Annotated in this window: 16 protein-coding genes, 2 tRNA genes and 2 pseudogenes; 14 read left to right on the forward strand and 6 right to left on the reverse strand. The window is 63.5% G+C overall.

Annotation, left to right across the window (positions count from 1 at the left end; translation table 11 throughout):
• Positions 1-282: 282 nt before the first annotated feature.
• The 3 genes and pseudogenes from SO139_RS17845 to SO139_RS17855 form a co-directional block, all read right to left on the reverse strand.
• Positions 283-558 (reverse strand): annotated as a pseudogene (locus tag SO139_RS17845) (septal ring lytic transglycosylase RlpA family protein); the annotation flags it as partial.
• 555 nt (positions 559-1113) lie between these two features.
• Positions 1114-1188: transfer RNA gene (locus SO139_RS17850), tRNA-Thr, on the reverse strand.
• Between the two features lie 179 nt (positions 1189-1367).
• Positions 1368-1841 carry a hypothetical protein gene (locus SO139_RS17855; RefSeq protein WP_449381218.1) on the reverse strand — a complete coding sequence of 158 codons (474 nt, stop codon included), beginning with the start codon at positions 1839-1841 and terminating at the stop codon, positions 1368-1370.
• A 313-nt stretch (positions 1842-2154) separates the two neighbouring features.
• Here SO139_RS17855 and SO139_RS17860 point away from each other — a divergent pair, with 313 nt between their 5' ends.
• Positions 2155-2649 carry a hypothetical protein gene (locus tag SO139_RS17860; RefSeq protein ID WP_449381219.1) on the forward strand — a complete coding sequence of 165 codons (495 nt, stop codon included), beginning with the start codon at positions 2155-2157 and terminating at the stop codon, positions 2647-2649.
• Positions 2650-2709: 60 nt separating this feature from the next.
• Positions 2710-3186, forward strand: coding sequence for a hypothetical protein (locus SO139_RS17865; RefSeq protein WP_449381220.1), 477 nt, complete (start codon positions 2710-2712; stop codon positions 3184-3186).
• Between the two features lie 74 nt (positions 3187-3260).
• Here the strand turns inward: SO139_RS17865 and rlmB are convergent, their stop codons facing one another.
• The gene (gene rlmB / locus SO139_RS17870; protein ID WP_449381221.1) at positions 3261-4091 is read right to left on the reverse strand and encodes a 23S rRNA (guanosine(2251)-2'-O)-methyltransferase RlmB; all 831 of its coding nucleotides are present in this window, start codon (positions 4089-4091) and stop codon (positions 3261-3263) included.
• A gap of 212 nt (positions 4092-4303) precedes the next feature.
• Between rlmB and SO139_RS17875 the strand changes: the two genes are divergently transcribed.
• Positions 4304-4389 (forward strand) — tRNA-Tyr (locus SO139_RS17875).
• A 471-nt stretch (positions 4390-4860) separates the two neighbouring features.
• On the opposite strand, the gene SO139_RS17880 is transcribed toward SO139_RS17875, so the two are convergent.
• Positions 4861-5754, reverse strand: a complete 894-nt coding sequence (locus tag SO139_RS17880; protein WP_449381222.1) for a LysR substrate-binding domain-containing protein — start codon at positions 5752-5754, stop codon at positions 4861-4863.
• A gap of 108 nt (positions 5755-5862) precedes the next feature.
• Here SO139_RS17880 and SO139_RS17885 point away from each other — a divergent pair, with 108 nt between their 5' ends.
• From SO139_RS17885 to SO139_RS17915, 7 genes are all read left to right on the forward strand, one after another.
• Complete coding sequence (locus SO139_RS17885) at positions 5863-6612, forward strand: SDR family NAD(P)-dependent oxidoreductase (protein WP_449381223.1); 750 nt, start codon at positions 5863-5865, stop codon at positions 6610-6612.
• 14 nt (positions 6613-6626) lie between these two features.
• A complete protein-coding gene (locus tag SO139_RS17890; protein WP_498540328.1) occupies positions 6627-7475 on the forward strand; it encodes a transketolase in 849 nt (282 codons plus the stop codon).
• Complete coding sequence (locus SO139_RS17895) at positions 7472-8491, forward strand: transketolase family protein (RefSeq protein WP_449381225.1); 1020 nt, start codon at positions 7472-7474, stop codon at positions 8489-8491. The genes SO139_RS17890 and SO139_RS17895 overlap by 4 nt, the downstream gene beginning before the upstream one ends.
• A gap of 51 nt (positions 8492-8542) precedes the next feature.
• Entirely contained in the window at positions 8543-9568 is a 1026-nt protein-coding gene (locus tag SO139_RS17900; RefSeq protein ID WP_449381226.1) for a TRAP transporter substrate-binding protein, read from the forward strand.
• Positions 9565-11433, forward strand: coding sequence for a TRAP transporter large permease (locus SO139_RS17905; RefSeq protein ID WP_498540329.1), 1869 nt, complete (start codon positions 9565-9567; stop codon positions 11431-11433). The genes SO139_RS17900 and SO139_RS17905 overlap by 4 nt, the downstream gene beginning before the upstream one ends.
• 71 nt (positions 11434-11504) lie before the next feature.
• Positions 11505-13550, forward strand: coding sequence for a transketolase (gene tkt / locus SO139_RS17910; protein ID WP_498540330.1), 2046 nt, complete (start codon positions 11505-11507; stop codon positions 13548-13550).
• Positions 13551-13563: 13 nt separating this feature from the next.
• A complete protein-coding gene (locus SO139_RS17915) occupies positions 13564-14544 on the forward strand; it encodes a D-2-hydroxyacid dehydrogenase (protein ID WP_449381229.1) in 981 nt (326 codons plus the stop codon).
• 25 nt (positions 14545-14569) lie between these two features.
• Here SO139_RS17915 and SO139_RS17920 read toward each other — a convergent pair.
• Positions 14570-15467, reverse strand: a pseudogene (locus tag SO139_RS17920) (LysR substrate-binding domain-containing protein).
• 271 nt (positions 15468-15738) lie between these two features.
• On the opposite strand from SO139_RS17920, the gene SO139_RS17925 reads away from it, so the two are divergent.
• From SO139_RS17925 to SO139_RS17940, 4 genes are read left to right on the forward strand one after another with little or no spacing between them, the layout of a single operon-like run.
• Complete coding sequence (locus tag SO139_RS17925; RefSeq protein ID WP_449381231.1) at positions 15739-16773, forward strand: ABC transporter substrate-binding protein; 1035 nt, start codon at positions 15739-15741, stop codon at positions 16771-16773.
• 4 nt (positions 16774-16777) lie between these two features.
• A complete protein-coding gene (locus tag SO139_RS17930) occupies positions 16778-17821 on the forward strand; it encodes an ABC transporter ATP-binding protein (protein WP_498540331.1) in 1044 nt (347 codons plus the stop codon).
• On the forward strand, positions 17818-18702 hold the full coding sequence (locus SO139_RS17935; RefSeq protein ID WP_449381233.1) for an ABC transporter permease: 885 nt from the start codon (positions 17818-17820) through the stop codon (positions 18700-18702). The genes SO139_RS17930 and SO139_RS17935 overlap by 4 nt, the downstream gene beginning before the upstream one ends.
• Positions 18699-19505, forward strand: a complete 807-nt coding sequence (locus SO139_RS17940) for an ABC transporter permease (protein ID WP_449381234.1) — start codon at positions 18699-18701, stop codon at positions 19503-19505. Before SO139_RS17935 ends, SO139_RS17940 begins: the two co-directional genes overlap by 4 nt.
• The last annotated feature ends 1 nt before the right edge of the window (position 19506 follow it).

Raw genomic sequence — 19506 nt, forward strand, 5'->3', positions numbered from 1 at the left:
TATTTGAACGAGCTTGGTACGCGAAACCCCACGCCGCTTCGCTGCGTCTTGTAGATACTCGACTTCCAAGGAAACTACGACGTTCTTAATTGTCATTCGCCATCCCCCAAAGGTTCTTGTTCTAGGTACCCTTGCGACGAAATGCGGTGAGAATTGGCTTCTACTGGGGCCTAGTAAGATCCAACATGAGGCAGTTTATGGCCGGCCTGAAGCGTGCCCCGTACCAATTGAGGCGGCGATGCACCTTCTTAGCAGGCTGCCGGAGGTCGTCGGCAGTGTCCCCTAAAGCACCTCAGCGCGAACTTGGGCCACTCCGCGATCCGTGATCCCAAGGATGCGCGCGGCGGCAGTCGAGAGATCGAGCACGCGGCCACGAACGAACGGGCCACGGTCATTAATGGTGACGATGACGCTACTTCCGCCATGGGTCACGCGGACCTTGGTGCCGAACGGAAGGCTGCGATGCGCTGCGGTTAGAAGATTCTGATTGAAGGAAGAGCCGCTCGCTGTCTTTCCTTTTGAATACGAATAGTAGGAGGCTTTCCCGGAGAAGCCTCGGTTGGAAGGTCGAGCGTGTAAGCGAGCCTCCGGCTCTCGTGTCGCCTCCTGTTCAGTCGATGTTTGTACTTGCCGCTGATCCTGCTTTGTCTCGGCAGGAGCTGGCTCTGCGTGTGCCTTTGGAATGAGGGACCATCTATCATCGAAGGTCTGTGCTGCAGCAGGGCTCGCGAGTATCCCCACCCAAGCCGGGACTGTCGCAATAGCGACCATTCCAAAAAGCAGGTGCATGATCGGACCTCTCAAAAAATCGAAATGCAAAGGCCCAATGCAAACTCATCGAGGTGTGTTCCTGACACGCAGGAATTCGCTTGCCGAGAGGTGAATGCTTACCGCCAGCTCGCAGGATGTCAGAAGGCTATCGACAACCTCACAGGAGCGGTCGAGAAAGGACTGTTCGAAGCTGAGGAGATAGCGTCGGTTGGAGCACGCGCCGAGAAGGCCCGGCTAGAGGGCGAGTTGGCAGCCACCGACGAAACATTGTTTCCGTCGACCTTCACCCGCTATGGGGGGGGAACCGGTCTGTAGGTAAGGCCGCATTGTCGGCTAGACCGATGGTGCCGGCTGAGGGGATTGAACCCCCGACCTTCGGTTTACAAAACCGCTGCTCTACCGCTGAGCTAAGCCGGCCACTTTCCGGGAAAATGCCACCGGCATGGCGCCGGCGGGTCCGCTTGGGTGCGGTCGCAATATCAGACTTGTCTGAAAAGAGCCAGAACCCGCCGACGCTGTCTCAAGGGAGCCGCAGCTCGATCGAAAAAAAGGCGGCCCGAGGGCCGCCTGTATCATTCGGGCTGAAAAGAAAGGCGTTATTGGCAGAGGTGCCGGCGGCCGTCATCGCCCTTGACCCAGGTGCCGGGCCTGCAAACGATGCCGTTACGGGCCGCATAGGTGTTCCAGTCGCCGTGCCAGGCGGGACCACCTTGGTCATAAGAGGCGTAGGAATTGTTCCAACCTCCGAACGGTGCTGTTGCGATAGCGCCTGCGGTGCCAACGGCCGCGCCAGTGACGGCGGCCGCGGTGCCGACGGCAGCGCCGGCGGCAGCGCCTGCCGCATCGGCCGGCCAGAAGCCGGTCTGATCATTCGGATTTGCCTGACGATAGGCGGCATGGCGGTGACGATAGTGCCGGTCAGTCGCCGTGCCAGGCGTCATGGCCTGGCAGGCGGGATCTTGGAAGAGACCCGCGCAGCGCGGGTTGTCGGTCATGGTTTGCGCGAAGGTGGGTGTCGCCAGCGCGGACGCGAGAAGGGCCGCCGCGCCAAGAAGTTTGAGGCTCGTCATGGCATTTGCTCCATGTGGTTGAGACCTTGGGTAAGTACGACGTCCGGCCGTGGTTCCGCGGATTGTCGCATGTGGGGTCACATCGACGTGAACCCGCGCAGGATGTTTGTTTGCTGCTACGCAACCGCACTGCAATGGATCATGCGATGGGCGCCTCGGATGGCTGCCGTTAACGCTTCGATAGCGCCGACGAGCGCATTTGACCGCCCGCCCATCCTTACGCGTTAGGCTTACCGGAATTTCAGCGGCAGGCCTTAACACTCTAACCGTGGTGATCGGATAGGTTCTCGGCCGATTAACCCGGGACCTTCTTATGCGCGCTGTCGCGCTGCTTGCGCTTTTGGTCGGACTGCCCGCGACGGCGCTTGCCGGCGAGGGTTTCGATATCGTGATTCCAGGCCGTCCCGGCGTGCCCATCATCATCAATGGCATCGATGCCTCCTATACCGTCGTTGAAGGCGAATGGGGGCTGGCGAAGAACGTGCAGGTGCAGCCCACCATCTATGGCGGGCGCTACGTCGGCGAACGGCAGCCGAGCGATGTCGGCCATTATTATCCAAGCATGGGCTTGCAGCCCGGCTATGGCCGCCTCGAGGTCGAGCCGCCCGCGAACCGCAAGGTGCCGCAACCAGCAGAGAGCTACTACCGGAGCTGGGGCGTGCAATCGGCGCCGCTGCCGCCTCAGGTGGATGTGCCGGCCAATCCGCCGCCGGTGATCCTTGCACCGCAGATCGACGTCGATCCGCATCGTCGTGTTCGCCCGTCGCCTCACGCGCAGGTGCCCGGCAATCATGAGCTGCACAGGTAAGTCCAGGCAGATCAACACCCAAGCAAAATCCAACAAACGGAAAATCTACAGGAGAGAGTAATGCGTCAGATGATTTCAGGATTGGTCGCGGCGGCGGCCGTGATGGTGATGGGGGCGGCGCCTGCCATGGCCTGCGGCTGGAGCCCCTGTGCGGCGCCGGTTGCACCGGTCTATTCGGGCTGCAACACCGGCTGCGGCGGCTGGGGCTTTGATCGCCTCGCCGACCCGGCCACGCAGTATTACTACGTCAACCAGGGCCCGACCTACACCGGCCCAGGCGCCTTCGCGCCGTATCCGACCTATCAGGAAGACGCAGTCGTGAACTACGGCCCGCGGTCTTACGGCTATGGCGCAACCGTCGCAGCGCGCGCCTATCCCTACTATCACCGCCGGCCGTATTACCGTCCGTATCGCTACGGCTACGGTCCGCGCTACGGCTATCTGCCGCGCGTGCACTATGGCTACGGCCCGCGCTATGGCTATCGTTACGCGCCGTACCACTACCACGGCCAGCGCGTGCTGCGCCGCTATTACTGATCCCTGATCAGTTGAGCTGAATCACGACACGCCCGTTCGCAACATGCGAACGGGCGTTTTGCTTTGTCTTGAATTCAGCGCTTCATCAGCCCGAGCCGACTCGCGCCGACGTACAACGACAGCGCGGCGGCGTTGGAGACGTTGAGGCTCTTGATCTCGCCGGGCATGTCGAGCCTCGCCACCACGCTACATGTCTCGCGCGTCAATTGCCTGAGGCCCTTGCCTTCGGCGCCGAGCACCAGCGCAAGCGGCTCGCGCAGAGCGACCTCGGAGAGATCCTCGCTGCCTTGGCTGTCGAGCCCGACGGTCTGGAAGCCGCGCTCATTGAGCGCGGTCAGGGCGCGGGCGAGATTTTGCACGGTCACGATCGGCACGAGCTCGAGCGCGCCGGAAGCGGCTTTCGCCAGCACGCCAGTCGCCTCGGGGCTGTGGCGCGCGGTGGTGACGATCGCCTTCACCGCGAAGGCCGCGGCGGAGCGCAGGATCGCGCCGACATTGTGGGGATCTGTGATCTGATCGAGCACCAGCACCATGCCTTCCTGCTCCAGGGCCTCGATGTCAGGCGAGGGCAGGGGATCGGCCTCTGCGAGCAGGCCCTGGTGCACGGCATCCGGCGAGAGCAGCCGGTCGATCTCCTGGGGACGGACGATCTCGGGGGCGATGCGGGTTTCAATGTTCTCTTCAGCGAGGCGTCTCGCCGCATTCTCGGTCAGGGTGAGCTTGCGGATCCGCCGTTCGGGGTTTTGCAGCGCCATCGTGACCGTGTGCCAACCATAGAGGATGACCGGTCCGTCGGAGTGCGAATCGCGGTCGCGCCAGGTGGGCCGGGACGCGGATTTTGCGCCTTTGTTGAAGGGCTTAGCCCCGCCGCGCCGAGGTCTTTGAGCAAACTTGCGATCGTTCATGGGCTCGCTTGTCTCACGGGTTCCGAAAGTTAGCAATTTGGGTGTCCAAAGAGGCGATTTTAGCTGCTTAGCTCGGTTGACTTTGCCCCATCGCTTCGCCCATAAACGCGCCCGGCCGCGCCCCGTGTCCCTTCGGGCAGTTGCGGTTTTCACGTCTCCATGGCCGTTTCGGTCCGCCGGCAAGGTCCGGTCCGATTGTGCTGCCGTCGAGCGGGGGAGTGTCCCGAGTGGCAAAGGGAGCTGACTGTAAATCAGCCGCCTCATGGCTTCGCAGGTTCGAGTCCTGCCTCCCCCACCATGTTGATTCTATTTCGTAAATTTACTTTCCTGGCCTGCTGAGCGGTAAGGAAGCTACGCGACCTTTTGCCTGTGGGTCACATTGTGCAGCAGGTCAACCGATCGTCTCAGCAGAGGGTACGGTTAGTTTTTTGCGCTCGGCGGCTCCATGCTTCTCTGCAGGAGCAACCGCACCTAGGTCCCCGATTCCAGATTTGCAGCCTGGTGCGCCCATACTGGAGCAACGGCAACAGCGAACGGGCGTGGCGCTTGCCGGCTTCCTCGCCGTGTCCCGGACTTTGCACATGATGGGAGCCAACTACGAACCCACTGGGCTGCGATAGTCTTCCGCATCCTCGGATGTCGGGTTGAAGCTTTCTCACGGGCGCACCGGTGCTGCCGTCGCCGAGCCGCTCACTGCGCCGTCGCTTAAAGTTCCATGGACTGGTTTCTCGATCGTCGCGTTTCGCGCTGATCGAGCAATGGAGGGCTGCTAACGTGTTTGGACCCCATGAGTTAGTTTCAACTCCTTTGCAATCCACCTGGTAAACGTACGGACCGATCGCCTGTGCTTGGCCTGCGGCGGGCACACGAGGTAGTGGCCGACATAGGTGACGTCGCGAGCGCGCCCGGCGAGCGGTGCGACCAGCTGGCCGGTCGCGAGCTCGCGTTCGGCTAGCCGCGTCGATTCCAGGGTGACCCCGAGCCCGTCGGTGGCCGCGGCGATAGCCATGAAGCTGCGGTCGAACCGAAATCCGCCGGGGCTCGGTGCGGACAGGCCGTTTGTGGCGAACCAGGCGTTCCAGCGAACGCGCTTCTGCTCGCTTTCGATGAGCACCAGTTTCAAGAGGTCGGCAGGCTCACGGATCGCGCCGGCGAGAGACGGTGCGCACATAGGACGGATCGTCTCTTCGCCAAGAGGCAATACGGACAAGCCCTCCTGCCGCGGCGGCCCATAGCAGATATCGACGTCGAACTCGTCGTTGCGAAAGTGGGGATAGTCGACGCCAGCGGCGAGGCGCACCTCGAGTTCGGGATGGCCTTCAATCAGGCTTCGCAGGCGCGGCATCAGCCATTGCGCCGCCATGCTCGGCGCGCAGTGGATTCGCAACAGGTTTGACGAGCGCGCGCTTGCGACCTCGAGGCCGTGTCGCAGCTCGTCGAATCCACTCGAGACGCGACGCAACAGCTCATCGCCCGCCAGGTTGAGCCGCACTTTGCGGCCGTCGCGCTCGAACAGCGTCGTTCCGATCTGGTCCTCGAAGGCACGGATCGCGTGGCTGACCGCGCTCGGCGTCAGGCCCAATTCGCTTGCTGCCGCGCGGAATGATCTGGTGCGGGCGGCCGCCTCGAACACTCGCAATGCGCTGAGCGGAAGCTTGGACATGCCATAGGTGAACACAATTCACCTATTGATGCAAATTCCATGTATTTTCCAGCCTCTCCCTCCCAAACATAGTCAGCGGCAATCGAAACAAGATCTCACGGAGGGAACATGCTTTTGGCAGGCAAAACTGCGATCATTTCTGGAGCCGCCGGCCTGCGCGGGATCGGCTTCGCAACTGCAAAAACATTCGCAAAGAACGGCGCGCGCGTCGCAATCCTCGACATCGATGCCAAGAGTGCGGCAGGTGCCGCGGCCGAGCTCGGCAAGGACCACATCGGGTTGGCCTGCGACGTGACGAACAAAGCCGACTGTGAGCGCGCTGTCTCCGACGTGCTCAAGGCCTTCGGCCAGATCGACATCCTGATCAACAACGCCGGCATCACCCAACCGGTCAAGGTCTGGGACATTTCGTCCGAGGACTGGGATCGCATCCAGGACGTCAATCTGCGCGGCGTGCTCTTTCTCTCGCAGGCGGTCATGCCGCATATGCGCGATCGCAAATCCGGTGCGATCGCCTGTATGTCGTCGGTTTCGGCTCAGCGCGGCGGTGGCATTCTTGGCGGCGCGCATTATTCGGCGGCGAAGGCCGGCGTGCTCGGTCTTGCCAAGGCGATGGCGCGCGAACTGGGTCCCGACGGCATCCGCGTCAATTGCGTGACGCCCGGTCTGATCCAGACCGACATCAACGCCGGCAAGATATCCGAGGAGAAGCGCAAGGAGATTATTGACGGCATTCCGCTCGGCCGGCTCGGCGTGCCGCAGGACGTCGCCAACATCTATCTGTTCCTGGCTTCCGACCTCTCTGCCTACACGACGGGCGCCGTCATCGACGTCAACGGCGGCATGCTCATCCACTGAACGAGGGGACGGTCATGGCTGAAGCCGCAATTCGTACCAACGAGCCCGACATTGCCGAACGTGCCTACCGCATCCGGCGCAATGCGCTTCGGATGGGTGAGGTTCAAGGGCAGGGCTATATCGCCCAGGCACTCGATATCGCCGACGTGCTGGCCGTCGCCTACTTCCACGCGATGCGCTACCGACCTGAAGATCCCGCTTGGGAGGGGCGTGACCGCTTCCTGCTTTCGAATGGCCATTACGCCATTGCGCTCTATGCGGCGCTGATCGAGGCCGGAATTGTTCCGGATGCGGAGCTCGAGACGTACGGTTTTGACGACAGTCGGCTGCCGATGTCGGGCATGGCCAGCTACACGCCTGGCATGGAGATGTCCGGCGGTTCACTCGGACTTGGCCTCAGCATCGCGGTCGGCATGTGCCTCGGCCTCAAGCGCAAGGGTTCTGACAGCCGCGTCTACACGCTGTTCTCCGACGGCGAGCTCGACGAGGGCTCGAAGTGGGAGGCCATGATGTCGGCAGCCCACTACAAGCTCGATAACCTCATCGCCGTCGTCGACGTCAACAATCAGCAGGCCGATGGCCCCTCGGGGCAGATGATGGGCTTCGAGCCGCTGGCTGACAAGATCCGCGCGTTCGGCTGGTTCGTGCAACGGGTCGACGGCAACGATCTCAACGCCGTCGTTGCCGCCTTCGATGCAGCCAAGGCGCATGATGGCGCAAGGCCACGCATGATCATCGCCGACACGCTTATGGGCAAGGGTGTTCCTTTCCTGGAAGCGCGCGAGCGCAATCACTTCATGCGGGTGGATCAGCACGAATGGCAGCTAGCGCTGCAAGCTCTGGACGCAGGGAGGCAAGCATGAAGCCGGCCACAACGACAGCTGCGGCGGCAGCCAAGGACAAGCCGCGGCTTACCACCTCGGCCATGATTGCCTCGATTGCCGGCGAAGGACAGGCGACGAAGCCGGCTCCGTTCGGCCATGCGCTGGTCGAGCTTGCGCGCCAGCGAGCCGACATCGTCGGCATGACCGCCGATCTCGGCAAGTACACCGACCTTCACGTGTTCGCGAAGGAATTTCCGCACCGCTACTACCAGATGGGCATGGCCGAGCAGCTCCTGTTCGGTGCTGCATCCGGTCTCGCTGCGGAAGGGTTCACGCCGTTCGTCACGACCTACGCCGTTTTCGCCTCTCGCCGCGCCTATGATTTCATCCACCAGACGATCGCGGAGGAGGATCGCAACGTCAAGATTGCTTGCGCGTTGCCAGGCCTGACCTCCGGTTACGGGCCAAGTCACCAGGCCGCCGAGGATCTGGCACTGTTCCGCGCGATGCCGAACATGACCGTCATCGATCCCTGCGACGCCCACGAGATCGAGCAGGTGGTGCCGGCGATCGCGGCGCATCAAGGCCCGGTCTACATGCGGTTGTTGCGCGGGCAGGTGCCGCTCGTGCTCGAAGAATACGGCTACAGATTCGAGCTCGGCAAGGCCAAGCATTTGCGCGACGGCACCGACGTGCTCATCATCTCCTCGGGCCTGCTCACGATGCGGGCTCTGGAAGCCGCCAAGCAGCTCGAATCCGACCGCGTCGACGTGGCCGTGCTGCACGTGCCAACCATCAAGCCGCTCGACACAGAAACGATCGTGGAGGCGTGCCGCAAGCCGGGTCGTATCGTCGTGGTCGCCGAGAACCACACCGTGATCGGTGGATTGGGCGAGGCGGTGGCGGCGGCCCTGATGCGGGCGCGCGTCCATCCTGCTTTCCACCAGATCGGCTTGCCCGACGAATTCCTCGCCGCAGGCGCGCTGCCGACGTTGCATGATCGCTACGGCATTTCGACGGAGGCGATATGCGCCTCCATCAAAAGCTGGAGATGAAGGACACAACCTTCACGACAGACCAATAATCAAACAAACAGGGAGAAGGAAATGACCAAGGAAGCGAAGAGGGGCTTGACGCGTCGTGCTGCGTTGGCCATGGGCGCCGCCATACCCCTTGTCTCCATCATCTCGCGGCGCGGCGACGCCGCCGAATTCACCCTCAAATTCGCGACCGGTCAGGACCCCTCGCATCCCGTGAACAAGCGGGCGCGCGAAGCCATCGACCGGATCAAGCAGGCGACCGGCGGCCGCGTCGAGATCAACCTGTTTCCGGCCAATCAGCTCGGCTCCGATACCGATCTTCTCGGTCAAATCCGCAACGGCGCCGTCGACTATCTGAACATCGGCGCTTCGGTTCTCGCCACGCTGGTGCCAGGCGTCGGCATCGTCAACACCGGCTTCGCCTTCAGCTCCTACGATGCCGTGTGGAAGGCGATGGACGGCGATCTCGGAAATTTCGTCAAGGGCGAGATCGAGAAGCTGGGCGTTCTTCAGGTCTGCAAGTCCTGGGACAACGGATTCCGCCAGCTCACGTCCTCCACCCGCGAGATCAAGACCCCGGATGACCTCAAGGGCTTCAAGATGCGCGTCCCCGCGGCGCCGATCCTGACCAGCCTGTTCCAAGCGCTCGGCGCAGGTCCGACGCCGATCAATTTCAACGAGGTGTACTCCGCGCTGCAAACCAAGGTGGTCGAAGGGCAGGAGAATCCGCTGGCGATCATTTCGACGGCCAAGCTCTACGAGGTGCAGAAATATTGCTGCCTCACGAGCCACGTATGGGATGCCTATCTCATCCTGGGCAACCGCCGCTCGTTCTCGCGCCTGCCGTCCGACGCGCAGGAGATCGTGACGCGCGAATTGAACAAGGCGGCCGATGACGAGCGTGCCGACATCGCCGCGCTGTCGAAGTCGCTGCGCGACGAACTGGCGGCCAAGGGTCTCAACTTCGTCGAGGTCGACAAGGGCGCCTTCCGCACGACGCTCGGCAAGACCAGCTTCTACAAGGATTGGCGCGAAAAGTTTGGTGAGAAGGGCTGGACGCTGCTCGAGCAGGCAGTAGGCAAATTGGGATGAGCGCCATCCACGCCGACGACCCCGTGGCCGGAAGCATGAGCTCCGGCCTGGTGGTCAAGCTCGACCGGCTGCTCGCTTTGGTCACCGAGCCGCTCGCGGCGTTCGCCGTTGCGGCCGAGATCGTCATCCTGCTCACGGGCGTGATCGCGCGATTCGTCTTCAATCATCCCCTGACATGGTCGGATGAGCTCGCGTCGATCACATTCCTCTGGCTGGCCATGCTGGGTTCGGCCATTGCGTTGCGACGCGGCCAGCACATGCGCATGACCGCGCTGGTGGAGCGCACCGCCGGCGCGAGGCGGGAGTTGCTGGAGGCGCTGGCGACCATGGCGCCCGCGCTGTTCCTGCTCTTCATTCTTTCGCCATCCTTCGATTTTGCGGAGGACCAGGCTTTCGTTCACACCCCAGCGCTTGGTCTGAACGACGCCTTGCGCGCCGCGGCGGTGCCTGTGGGTGTCGTGCTCATGCTCGCCGGTACACTTGTTCGGTGCCTTCGCCTCGGAGCCTTGCAGCTTGCTCTGGCGGTTGCGATTCTCGCTGCTTTCGCGGCGGGACTCTATCTCCTCACGCCCTGGATCGTCGCGATCGGCAACTGGAACCTGTTGCTGTTCTTCACGCTGCTGCTCGGCCTCTGCGTGCTCGCAGGCGTGCCGATTGCCTTCTGCTTCGGCCTGTCGACGGTCGCCTATCTCGTGGTCGCGACCACGACGCCGTTGCAGGTCATCCCTGGCCGCATCGATGAGGGCGTGAGCTCGCTCATCCTGCTCGCCGTGCCGTTGTTCATCCTGCTCGGCTACCTGATCGTGATGACGCGCATGGCGTCATCCATGGTGAAGTTCCTGGCAGCGCTGGTCGGTCACGTCGAAGGTGGCCTGGCCTACGTGCTGCTCGGTGCAATGCTGCTCGTCTCCGGCATTTCGGGCGCCAAGACCGCGGACATGGCTGCTGTGGCACCCGTGCTGTTCCCGGACATGAAGCGACGAGGCATTCACGAGGGCGAGCTCGTGTCGCTGCTAGCGGCATCCGGCGCGATGGCCGAAACGATTCCGCCGTCGATCGTGCTCATCATCATCGGATCGGTGACGGGCGTCTCCATTGCGGCCCTGTTCACCGGCGGCATTCTTCCCGGCGTCGTTCTGGCGTTGGCCTTGGCCTTTGTTGCGCGGCGGCGGATGTCCGAGGGCACTGGTGCGGACCGCGGCGTGACGACGGCGCGCGAAATCGGGCGCACATTCCTCGTCGCTGCGCCCGCGCTGATGCTTCCCGTGCTGATCCGCGTCGCGGTCAGCGAAGGCGTGGCGACGGCGACGGAAGTGGCGACCATCGGCATCGCCTATGCCTTCGTCGTGGGAATCATCGTCTACCGTTCGTTCGACTGGCGCCAGCTTTATCCGGCCCTGGTCGGCACAGCGGCACTTTCGGGAACCATCCTGTTCATCATTGGCGCGGCGACCTGCATGTCCTGGGCGTTGACGCAATCGAACTTCTCCCATGCGCTCGCGGGCGCGCTGGCGCAGGCTCCTGGCGGACGGTACGGCTTCCTTCTCTGCTCGATCGTGCTCTTCGTCGTGCTTGGCAGCGTGCTCGAGGGAATCCCGGCAATGGTGCTGTTCGGTCCGTTGCTGTTTCCCGTCGCCAAGCAACTGGGCGTGCACGAGGTGCACTATGCCATGGTGGTGATCCTGGCGATGGGCATCGGATTGTTCGCGCCGCCCTTCGGCCTCGGCTACTACGCGGCCTGCTCGATTGGACAGGTCGATCCGAACTCCGGCCTCAAGCGCATCTGGAGCTATCTCGCTGCGCTCGTTGTCGGTCTCGTGGTCGTCGCCTTCGTTCCCTGGATCTCGACGGGATTTCTTCCCTGATGCGCTGAACGCGCACTTAACCCAGGCGACGCCGGTCTCACCGGTGCCGCCCGCAACAGGTGTCATCGCCAATGTCGATCAGTCCTTCGATCACCTCAGACACGTCGCGCGCTCCCGCTGACCTGCACAAGCGCATGGCCGACGCGATCCGCTTCTTGTCGCTCGATGCGGTCGAGCGCGCAGCGGATGGCCATCCCGGCGCTCCGCTCGGTTGCGCGGAGATCGCAACCGCGCTGTTCACGCGTCACATCAAGTGCAATCCGGCCGATCCGCTTTGGCCGGATCGCGACCGGTTCGTTCTGTCGAACGGCCATGGCTCGATGCTGATCTATTCGCTGCTGCACCTGTCCGGCTATGCCGGCTTTCCGATCGAACAGATCAAGCAGTTTCGCGAGCTCGGCTCGCACACCCACGGCCATCCCGAGCGGGCGCCCGATCTCGGCATCGAGGTCACGACCGGCCCGCTCGGACAGGGCATCGCCAACGCGGTCGGCATGGCCGTGGCGGAAGCCTGGCTGAGTGCGACCTTCGGCGAGGAAATCGTCAATCATCGCACCTACGCCATCGTCGGCGACGGTTGCCTTCAAGAAGGCATCGCTCACGAGGTCATTTCGCTCGCCGGTCATCTGCGCCTGGGGAAGCTTTGCTTTCTGTGGGACGACAATCGCATGACCGATGACGGTCACACGGATTTCGCGATCTCCGAGGACGTGCGCGGGCGTTTCCGCATCGCCGGTTGGCAGGTCATCGATGCCGACGGTCATGATGTGGATCAGGTCTCGGCGGCACTGCTATTGGCCGCATGCGACCCGCGCCCGACCATGATCGCCTGCCGCACCACCATCGGCAAGGGATTGCCGCGGCTCGAGGGCAAGCGCGGCGCGCATGGCGGGCGCGTGTTCGCCAAGGATCTGGAAGAGGCGCGCGCGGCCGCGGGCTGGACGGAAGGACCGTTCGAGATTCCCCGCGACGTCACGGAAGCCTGGAAGAACGGCGTCACCGATCGCAACCGGCCCGCCTACGAGTCGTGGCGCGCCCGTGTGGCCGCCATGCAGCCGGAGAAGCGCGCCATGTTTGAGCGCGCGATGGCCGGCGAGCTTCCGGAGGGATGGAGCGATGCGCTGGCCGCGTGGCGCCGCAAGATGGCGGCCGAAGGTCCGATCCGCTCCACCAACGAGGCGACCGCCGATATCGTTGCGCTGCTCGCCGAGACGATCCCCGAGCTGATTTCCGGCGCCCCCGACCTCGAAGGCCCGACCAACTACAAGCGTACCTTGCAGGCATTCACGTCCGCAGATCCCGCCGGCCGTTACGTGCACTACGGCATCCGCGAGCACGCCATGGGTGCGATGATGAACGGCATGGCCGCGCATGGCGGCGTGTTGCCTCTCGGCGCCACCTATCTGGTTTTCTCTGACTACATGCGGCCGGCGCTGCGGATGGCCGCGCTGATGGAATTGCCGGTCGTTACGGTCTACAGCCACGATTCCATCGGCATCGGCAAGAACGGGCCGACCCACCAGCCGGTCGAATTCCTGGCCTCGCTGCGCGCGATGCCGAACATGGCGGTGTTCCGCCCCGCCGATCATGTGGAAGCCGCCGAATGCTGGGAGCTCGCGTTGCGCCGCAGGCTCGGCCCGTCGTCGATGATCTGCTCGCGGCAGGGCCTGCCGCCGGTTCGCACTGGGGATAGCTCCGCCAATCTTTGCTCGCGTGGAGCCTATGTGCTTGTCGAGGCCGATGGCGCGCGATGCGCCACGCTGCTGGCAACGGGCTCGGAGGTCCAGATCGCGCTTGCGGCGCGGCTTGTCCTGCAGGCGCAGGGGGTACCCACCGCGGTGGTCTCCATGCCGTGCTGGGAACTGTTCGAGGAGCAGGATGAAGCTTATCGGGCAGGCGTTCTCGGCAAGGGCGTGCGGGTCGCGGTCGAGGCGGCGGTGCGGCTCGGTTGGGACCGCTGGATCGGAGACCGGGGCGGATTTGTCGGCATGTCCTCTTTCGGCGCGTCAGGCCCGGCCGATGCATTGTTCGTCCATTTCGGCATTACCGCCGAGAAGGTTGCGGGAATGGCATTGGGATTGCTTCGCGATAAGCTGACCGCTGCCTTGGACAACTGACCGCGAGAGCAAGATGGCCAACCTATCGGAACCAGTCCGTATCGTATTTCTTGACCGGGACACGATGCCGCCGGAGATTCGACTTCGGCCGCCGTCGTTTCGGCACGAAGTTCAGGAGTACGCAACGACCGCGCCGCAGGACATCGCGAGCCGGATAGCGGACGCCCACATCGTGATTACCAACAAGGTGCCTGTTCGACGCGCGGAATTGCGGGCGGCGCCGCAATTGCGCTTGATCGCGGTTGCGGCCACGGGATACGACGTCGTCGATATCCATGCCTGCGAAGAGCGCGGCGTTGCCGTCTCGAACATTCGCGGCTATGCGGTCAATACGGTCCCGGAGCACACTTTCGCACTGATATTCGCGCTTCGTCGCAGCCTGACTGCTTATCGTGATTCAGTCCGCAACGGCCGATGGCTCGAATCCGGCCAGTTCTGCTATTTCGACTTTCCCATTCGCGATCTGGCCGGCTCGACGCTCGGCATCATCGGTGACGGCGCACTCGGTCGTTCCGTTGCGGATATCGGCCGCGCGCTCGGAATGCGCGTGCTGTTTTCCACCTATAAGGGCGTGGAGGGGATGGGTCCCCTCTACACACCCTTTGAGGAGGTGCTGCGTACGTCGGACGTCATCACCTTGCACGCGCCATTGATGCCGGCGACACGTAACATGATCGCTGCGGGCGAATTCGCCGTGATGGAACGGCGCCCGCTTCTGATCAATACCGCGCGCGGCGGCCTCGTCGACGAGACCGCGCTCGGCGATGCCCTTCGCTCCGGCAAGATCTCCGGGGCAGGTTTCGACGTCGCGACTGTCGAACCGCCCTCAGCCGATCATCCGCTGATGCAATTGGTCGGATTGCCGAACTTCATTCTGACCCCGCACGTGGCCTGGGCGAGCCACGAGGCCGTGCAGGCTCTCGCCGACCAGCTCGTCGACAACATCGAGGCCTTCTGGAACGGCGCTCCGCGCAATCTTGTCACAGCAGCATAACGTCGAACAAGCGACGAAGAGCGAGCTACGCCTCCATCCCCTCCAGTGCACGCCGCAGCGCCTCGACCAGATCGAGCGCCACCGGTGAGGGGCTGCGCTGCGCGGGAAAGACGGCGGAGAATTCGAAGTCGATGCGCGGCAGGAAGCGACGCACGATGACGCCGCGGGTCGAAAATTCCTGCGCGGTGAAGGGATCGCAGATCGCAACCCCGAGTCCCGACGACACCATTCCGCACATGATCTCCGACAGCGTGGTCTCGACGCGCAGCACGCGGCTGACGTCGTTGCGGTGGAAGACCTGGTCGACGAGATGCCGGCTCGCAGATCCCGCCGAGAGCGATATGAAGGTCTCGCCCTCGAAATCGCGCGGCTCAAAATACGTCCTTTTCTGCCAGGCGATGTCCGGCCGGCAGCACCGCGACGCGCGCCAGCGCCGGCAGCCGCAGGCCCGGCAGACCGGCAGCGATCGGCACTTCGGCAAAACCGATATCACACTGATTGTTCAGCACCCAGTCCACCACGATCGGCGAGATCACGCCGAAGAAGGCGAGGTTGAGGTTGGGCCGCTCTTTCAGGAAATGCCCGGCGAGCCGCGGCAGGTAGCCGTTCGCGAGCGCCGGCAGCGCGGCGATCCGCAATGAGCCGGTGCGACGGCCGCGAATCTCCTCGGCGGCGGCAGCGATACGCTCGAGGCCCACGAAGGACCGCTCCACTTCGGTGTAGAGCGCCGTTGCGGCTGCGGTCGGCACGAGCCCGGTGCCACGGCGCTCGAACAGCTCCATCTTCAAGAGGGCCTGGAGGTCGCGGAGCAACCGGCTGACCGCCGGCTGCGTCACGACCATCAACCTCGCGGCCTCGGTCACGCTGCCGGTCAGCATCATCGCGCGGAAGGCTTCCACTTGCCGCGAATTGATCCGCGCCATTCCGGCCTCTCTTCATAACATTTCGGCATGCAGAAGTTGCCATTATTCATTGGACGATGGAAGTGTAGCTCTGCGATCTTTTTCATCAGCGCTGAAGTCAGCCCGCTTTTTCGGCAGATCGGGGCCTAAAGCCCGCCGATCGCATCAAAACCCGTGAGCAGGGGCCGGAGCCCTGGTCGGATCGGGATTTTGCGCCGAAGGGAACGCGGGCGCGCTTCGGTCGTCTGATCGTCGACACGTCACCTCATCCCGGTCTTGGAGATTGGTCCTTATGAAGACACTCAGCCTTCTCACAGCGGTCACCATCGCGGCGCTCGCCGCGGCCCCGTCGGTCGTCTCGGCACAGCAGAAGACGCTCTATGTCGCCGGTTATGGCGGCTCGTTCGAGAAGACGATCCGCGACGAGGTGATCCCGAATTTCGAGAAGGAGAACGGCGTCAAGGTCGAATACGTCGCCGGCAACTCCACGGATACGCTCGCCAAGCTTCAGGCGCAGAAGGGCAATCAGCAGATTGATGTCGCGATCGTCGACGACGGCCCGATGTACCAGGCGATCCAGCTCGGCTTTTGCGGCAAGCTCGACGGCCTGCCGTCCGACCTCTATGACGCCGCGCGCTTCAAGGACGATAGTGCAGTCGCGATCGGTCTCGTCGCGACTGGGTTGATGTACAACACCAAGGTGTTTGCGGAGAAGGGCTGGGCGCCGCCGACCTCGTGGAACGATCTGAAGGATCCGAAATACGCCAAGCAGCTCGTCATCCCGCCGATCAACAACACCTACGGCCTGGAGGCGCTGGTGATGCTCGCCAAGATGAACGGCGGCGGCGAGTCGAACGTCGATGCGGGCTTCAAGATCTTCAAGAACGACATCAATCCGAATGTGCTCGCCTATGAACCGTCGCCGGGCAAGATGACCGAGCTGTTCCAGTCCGGCCAGGCCGTCATCGCGGTGTGGGGCACGGGACGTGTGCAGAGCTTTGCCAATACCGGCTTCCCTGTCGACTTCGTCTATCCGAAGGAGGGCGCTGCAACGCTCCTGACGACCGCCTGTCCGATCGCCAAGTCCACTGCTTCGCCGCTCGCGGCGAGCTTCATCAAGATGCTGCTCGATCCCAAAATCCAGCTCGTTATGCTGAAGGACTATGGCTACGGCCCGGTGCTGAAATCGCTCGTCGTCCCGCCGGAGCTCGGCAAGATGGCGCCGATCGGCGAGCGCGCGGCCAAGCTCTATAATCCTGACTGGACCGTCATCAACGAGAAGCGCGAGGAATGGACCAAGCGGTGGAACCGCGAGGTCGAGCGCTAACGCGATGGCCTTCCTCGAGCTCGATCGCGTCGGCAAGCAGTTCGGCTCGCAAACCGTTGTCGACGATTTCAGCCTTGCGGTGGAGAGGGGTGAGTTCATCTCGTTCCTCGGTCCCTCCGGCTGCGGCAAGACCACGACGCTCCAGATGATCGCGGGCTTCCTGGAGCCGTCGCGCGGTGCGATCCGGCTGGAGGGGCGCGATCTGACCAGGGTGCATCCAGCGAAACGTGGCCTCGGCATCGTGTTCCAGAGCTACGCGCTGTTTCCGCACATGACCGCCGCCGAGAACGTCGCCTTTGGTCTGGAGATGCGTGGCGTGCCGAGGGACAAACGCACGGAGCGCGTTCGCGCGGCGCTGGGGATGGTCGGGCTTGCCGGTTTTGAGGAGCGCTATCCGCGGCGCATGTCGGGCGGCCAGCAGCAGCGCGTGGCGCTGGCGCGGGCGCTGGTGATCCAGCCGAGCGTATTGCTGCTCGACGAGCCGCTATCGAACCTTGATGCCAAGCTGCGCGAGGAGATGCAGATCGAGCTGCGCCAGATCCAGCGCACCATCGGCACCACCACGATCCTCGTCACCCACGACCAGAACGAGGCGATGTCGTTGTCCGACCGCATCGTCGTGATGAGCCAGGGCAAGATCGAGCAGATCGGCACGCCGCAACAGACCTATGAGCGGCCGGCATCGGCCTTCGTGTCGCAGTTCCTCGGCAAGACCAACGATTTCGCCGCGACCGTCGATCGGACGGCTCAGCCTGCGCGGCTGGTCGCCGGCTCCTGGCAGGCGCCGGCCCCGGCAGGCGCGAGCGGCGTGGTGACGATCAGCCTTCGCCCCGAGCGGATCAGCTTTGCTGATGTTGGCCTTGCGGCAAAGATCGTCACGCGGATTTTCCAGGGCAATCACTGGCTGTTCCAGTGCGAGACCGAGTGCGGAGCGGCGATCGTGATCCGGCAGAATGATGGGACGCCGCAGCCGGGCGAAGGCGAGGCGGTCCATCTCACATGGCGCGTGGAAGACATGAGCCTGCGCGGAAGCGGAGGCGCCGTATGACCGCCGCCGGCACGTCAACGCAATCTGCCGAGACGCGCGCGTCCTGGGCGCTGACGTTGCCCGCGCTGATGCTGTTCGTCGGCGTGCTGGTGATCCCGCTTCTCATGACCGTGATGCTCTCGTTCCACGACTGGGGCCAGTACAAGGGCATCGAGCCGGTCTTCATCCTGAAGAACTGGCAGGAGATCGCGAGCGATCCCTATTACGCCGAGATGTTCTGGCGGACGTTCCGCATCGCGCTGCTGGCAACGCTGATCACCGCCGTGCTCGGCGCGCCAGAGGCCTATATCCTCAACCGTATGAGCGGACGCTGGAAAGGCATCTTCCTGCTCCTGATTCTCGGGCCCCTTCTGATTTCGGTAGTGGCGCGCACGCTCGGCTGGGCGCTGCTATTCGGCGGCAATAATGGCCTCGTCAACAAGCTCCTGATGTCTCTCGGTCTGATCCGCGCGCCGCTGCCCTTCATGTTCACCGAGACCGGCATGGTCGTAGCGCTCGCGCATGTGATGATGCCATTCATGGTGCTCTCGGTCTGGGCAGCGCTCCAGCGCGTCGACCCGCAGATCGAGAACGCCGCGATGTCGCTCGGGGCCGGCGCCTTCACCATCATCCGCCGCATCATCCTGCCGCAGATCATGCCCGGTGTGCTCTCGGGCGCGATCATCGTGTTCTCGCTGTCGGCGAGCGCGTTCGCAACGCCGGCGATCATCGGCGGTCGTAGGCTGAAGGTCGCGGCAACGCTCGCCTATGACGAGTTCCTCAACACGTTGAACTGGCCGCTCGGTGCGGCGGTCGCGGTGCTGCTGCTGCTCGCGCTGGTGCTGATCGTCGTCGGCAGCAATGCGCTGATCGAGCGCCGCTATGCCGAGGTGTTCCGATGAGGACGAACGGCCCGCTCGCGCTCACCTTTCACACGCTCTTCGTTGTCTTCATGCTGGCGCCGATCGTGGTGGTCTGCCTCGTCGCCTTCACGCCCGAGGGGTTCCTCTCGCTGCCGACCAACGGCTTCTCGCTGCGCTGGTTCAGGACGATCGCGAGCTATCCGGAATTCGTGCACGCGTTCTGGGTCAGCCTCGGGCTCGGGATGGTGTCCTCCTTCGTTGCGCTGATGTTTGCCGTGCCGGCGGCACTGGCGATTGCGCGCTACAGATTTGTAGGCCGCGATGCGCTGGCAGCGCTGTTCCTGTCGCCACTGATGATCCCGCACGTGGTGCTCGGCATCGCCTTCCTGCGCTTCTTCACCTCGCTCGGGCTCGGTGGCACCTTTGCGGCGCTGCTGATCGCCCATGTCATCGTGGTGTTTCCCTTCGCACTCCGCCTGACGCTGGCGGCGGCGACCGGCATGGATCGCTCGGTCGAGATGGCTGCGGTCTCGCTTGGTGCCGGCGGCTTTACGCTGTTTCGCCGCGTGACACTGCCGCTGATCCTGCCCGGCGTGATCAGCGGGTGGGCACTCGCCTTCATCCAGTCCTTCGACGATCTGACGATGACCGTCTTCCTGGCGGCGCCAGGCACTGAAACATTGCCGGTCAGGATGTTCCTCTATATCCAGGACAACATCGATCCGCTCGTGACATCCGTCTCAGCGAGCGTCATCGCAGTCACCATGACTGCCCTCATCCTGCTCGACCGCTTCTACGGGCTCGACCGCGTGCTCGCAGGCAAGAGCGATCCCGGGCGATAGG

The sequence above is a fragment of the Bradyrhizobium sp. UFLA05-89 genome (assembly GCF_059803475.1).

Excerpts from the sequence above, each read along its gene's own strand:
- SO139_RS17855 (WP_449381218.1), bottom strand. The coding sequence starts at position 1,841 with ATGACGAGCCTCAAACTTCTTGGCGCGGCGGCCCTTCTCGCGTCCGCG.
- SO139_RS17860 (WP_449381219.1), top strand. The coding sequence starts at position 2,155 with ATGCGCGCTGTCGCGCTGCTTGCGCTTTTGGTCGGACTGCCCGCGACG.
- SO139_RS17865 (WP_449381220.1), top strand. The coding sequence starts at position 2,710 with ATGCGTCAGATGATTTCAGGATTGGTCGCGGCGGCGGCCGTGATGGTG.
- rlmB (WP_449381221.1), bottom strand. The coding sequence starts at position 4,091 with ATGAACGATCGCAAGTTTGCTCAAAGACCTCGGCGCGGCGGGGCTAAG.
- SO139_RS17880 (WP_449381222.1), bottom strand. The coding sequence starts at position 5,754 with ATGTCCAAGCTTCCGCTCAGCGCATTGCGAGTGTTCGAGGCGGCCGCC.
- SO139_RS17885 (WP_449381223.1), top strand. The coding sequence starts at position 5,863 with ATGCTTTTGGCAGGCAAAACTGCGATCATTTCTGGAGCCGCCGGCCTG.
- SO139_RS17890 (WP_498540328.1), top strand. The coding sequence starts at position 6,627 with ATGGCTGAAGCCGCAATTCGTACCAACGAGCCCGACATTGCCGAACGT.
- SO139_RS17895 (WP_449381225.1), top strand. The coding sequence starts at position 7,472 with ATGAAGCCGGCCACAACGACAGCTGCGGCGGCAGCCAAGGACAAGCCG.
- SO139_RS17900 (WP_449381226.1), top strand. The coding sequence starts at position 8,543 with ATGACCAAGGAAGCGAAGAGGGGCTTGACGCGTCGTGCTGCGTTGGCC.
- SO139_RS17905 (WP_498540329.1), top strand. The coding sequence starts at position 9,565 with ATGAGCGCCATCCACGCCGACGACCCCGTGGCCGGAAGCATGAGCTCC.
- tkt (WP_498540330.1), top strand. The coding sequence starts at position 11,505 with ATGTCGATCAGTCCTTCGATCACCTCAGACACGTCGCGCGCTCCCGCT.
- SO139_RS17915 (WP_449381229.1), top strand. The coding sequence starts at position 13,564 with ATGGCCAACCTATCGGAACCAGTCCGTATCGTATTTCTTGACCGGGAC.
- SO139_RS17925 (WP_449381231.1), top strand. The coding sequence starts at position 15,739 with ATGAAGACACTCAGCCTTCTCACAGCGGTCACCATCGCGGCGCTCGCC.
- SO139_RS17930 (WP_498540331.1), top strand. The coding sequence starts at position 16,778 with ATGGCCTTCCTCGAGCTCGATCGCGTCGGCAAGCAGTTCGGCTCGCAA.
- SO139_RS17935 (WP_449381233.1), top strand. The coding sequence starts at position 17,818 with ATGACCGCCGCCGGCACGTCAACGCAATCTGCCGAGACGCGCGCGTCC.
- SO139_RS17940 (WP_449381234.1), top strand. The coding sequence starts at position 18,699 with ATGAGGACGAACGGCCCGCTCGCGCTCACCTTTCACACGCTCTTCGTT.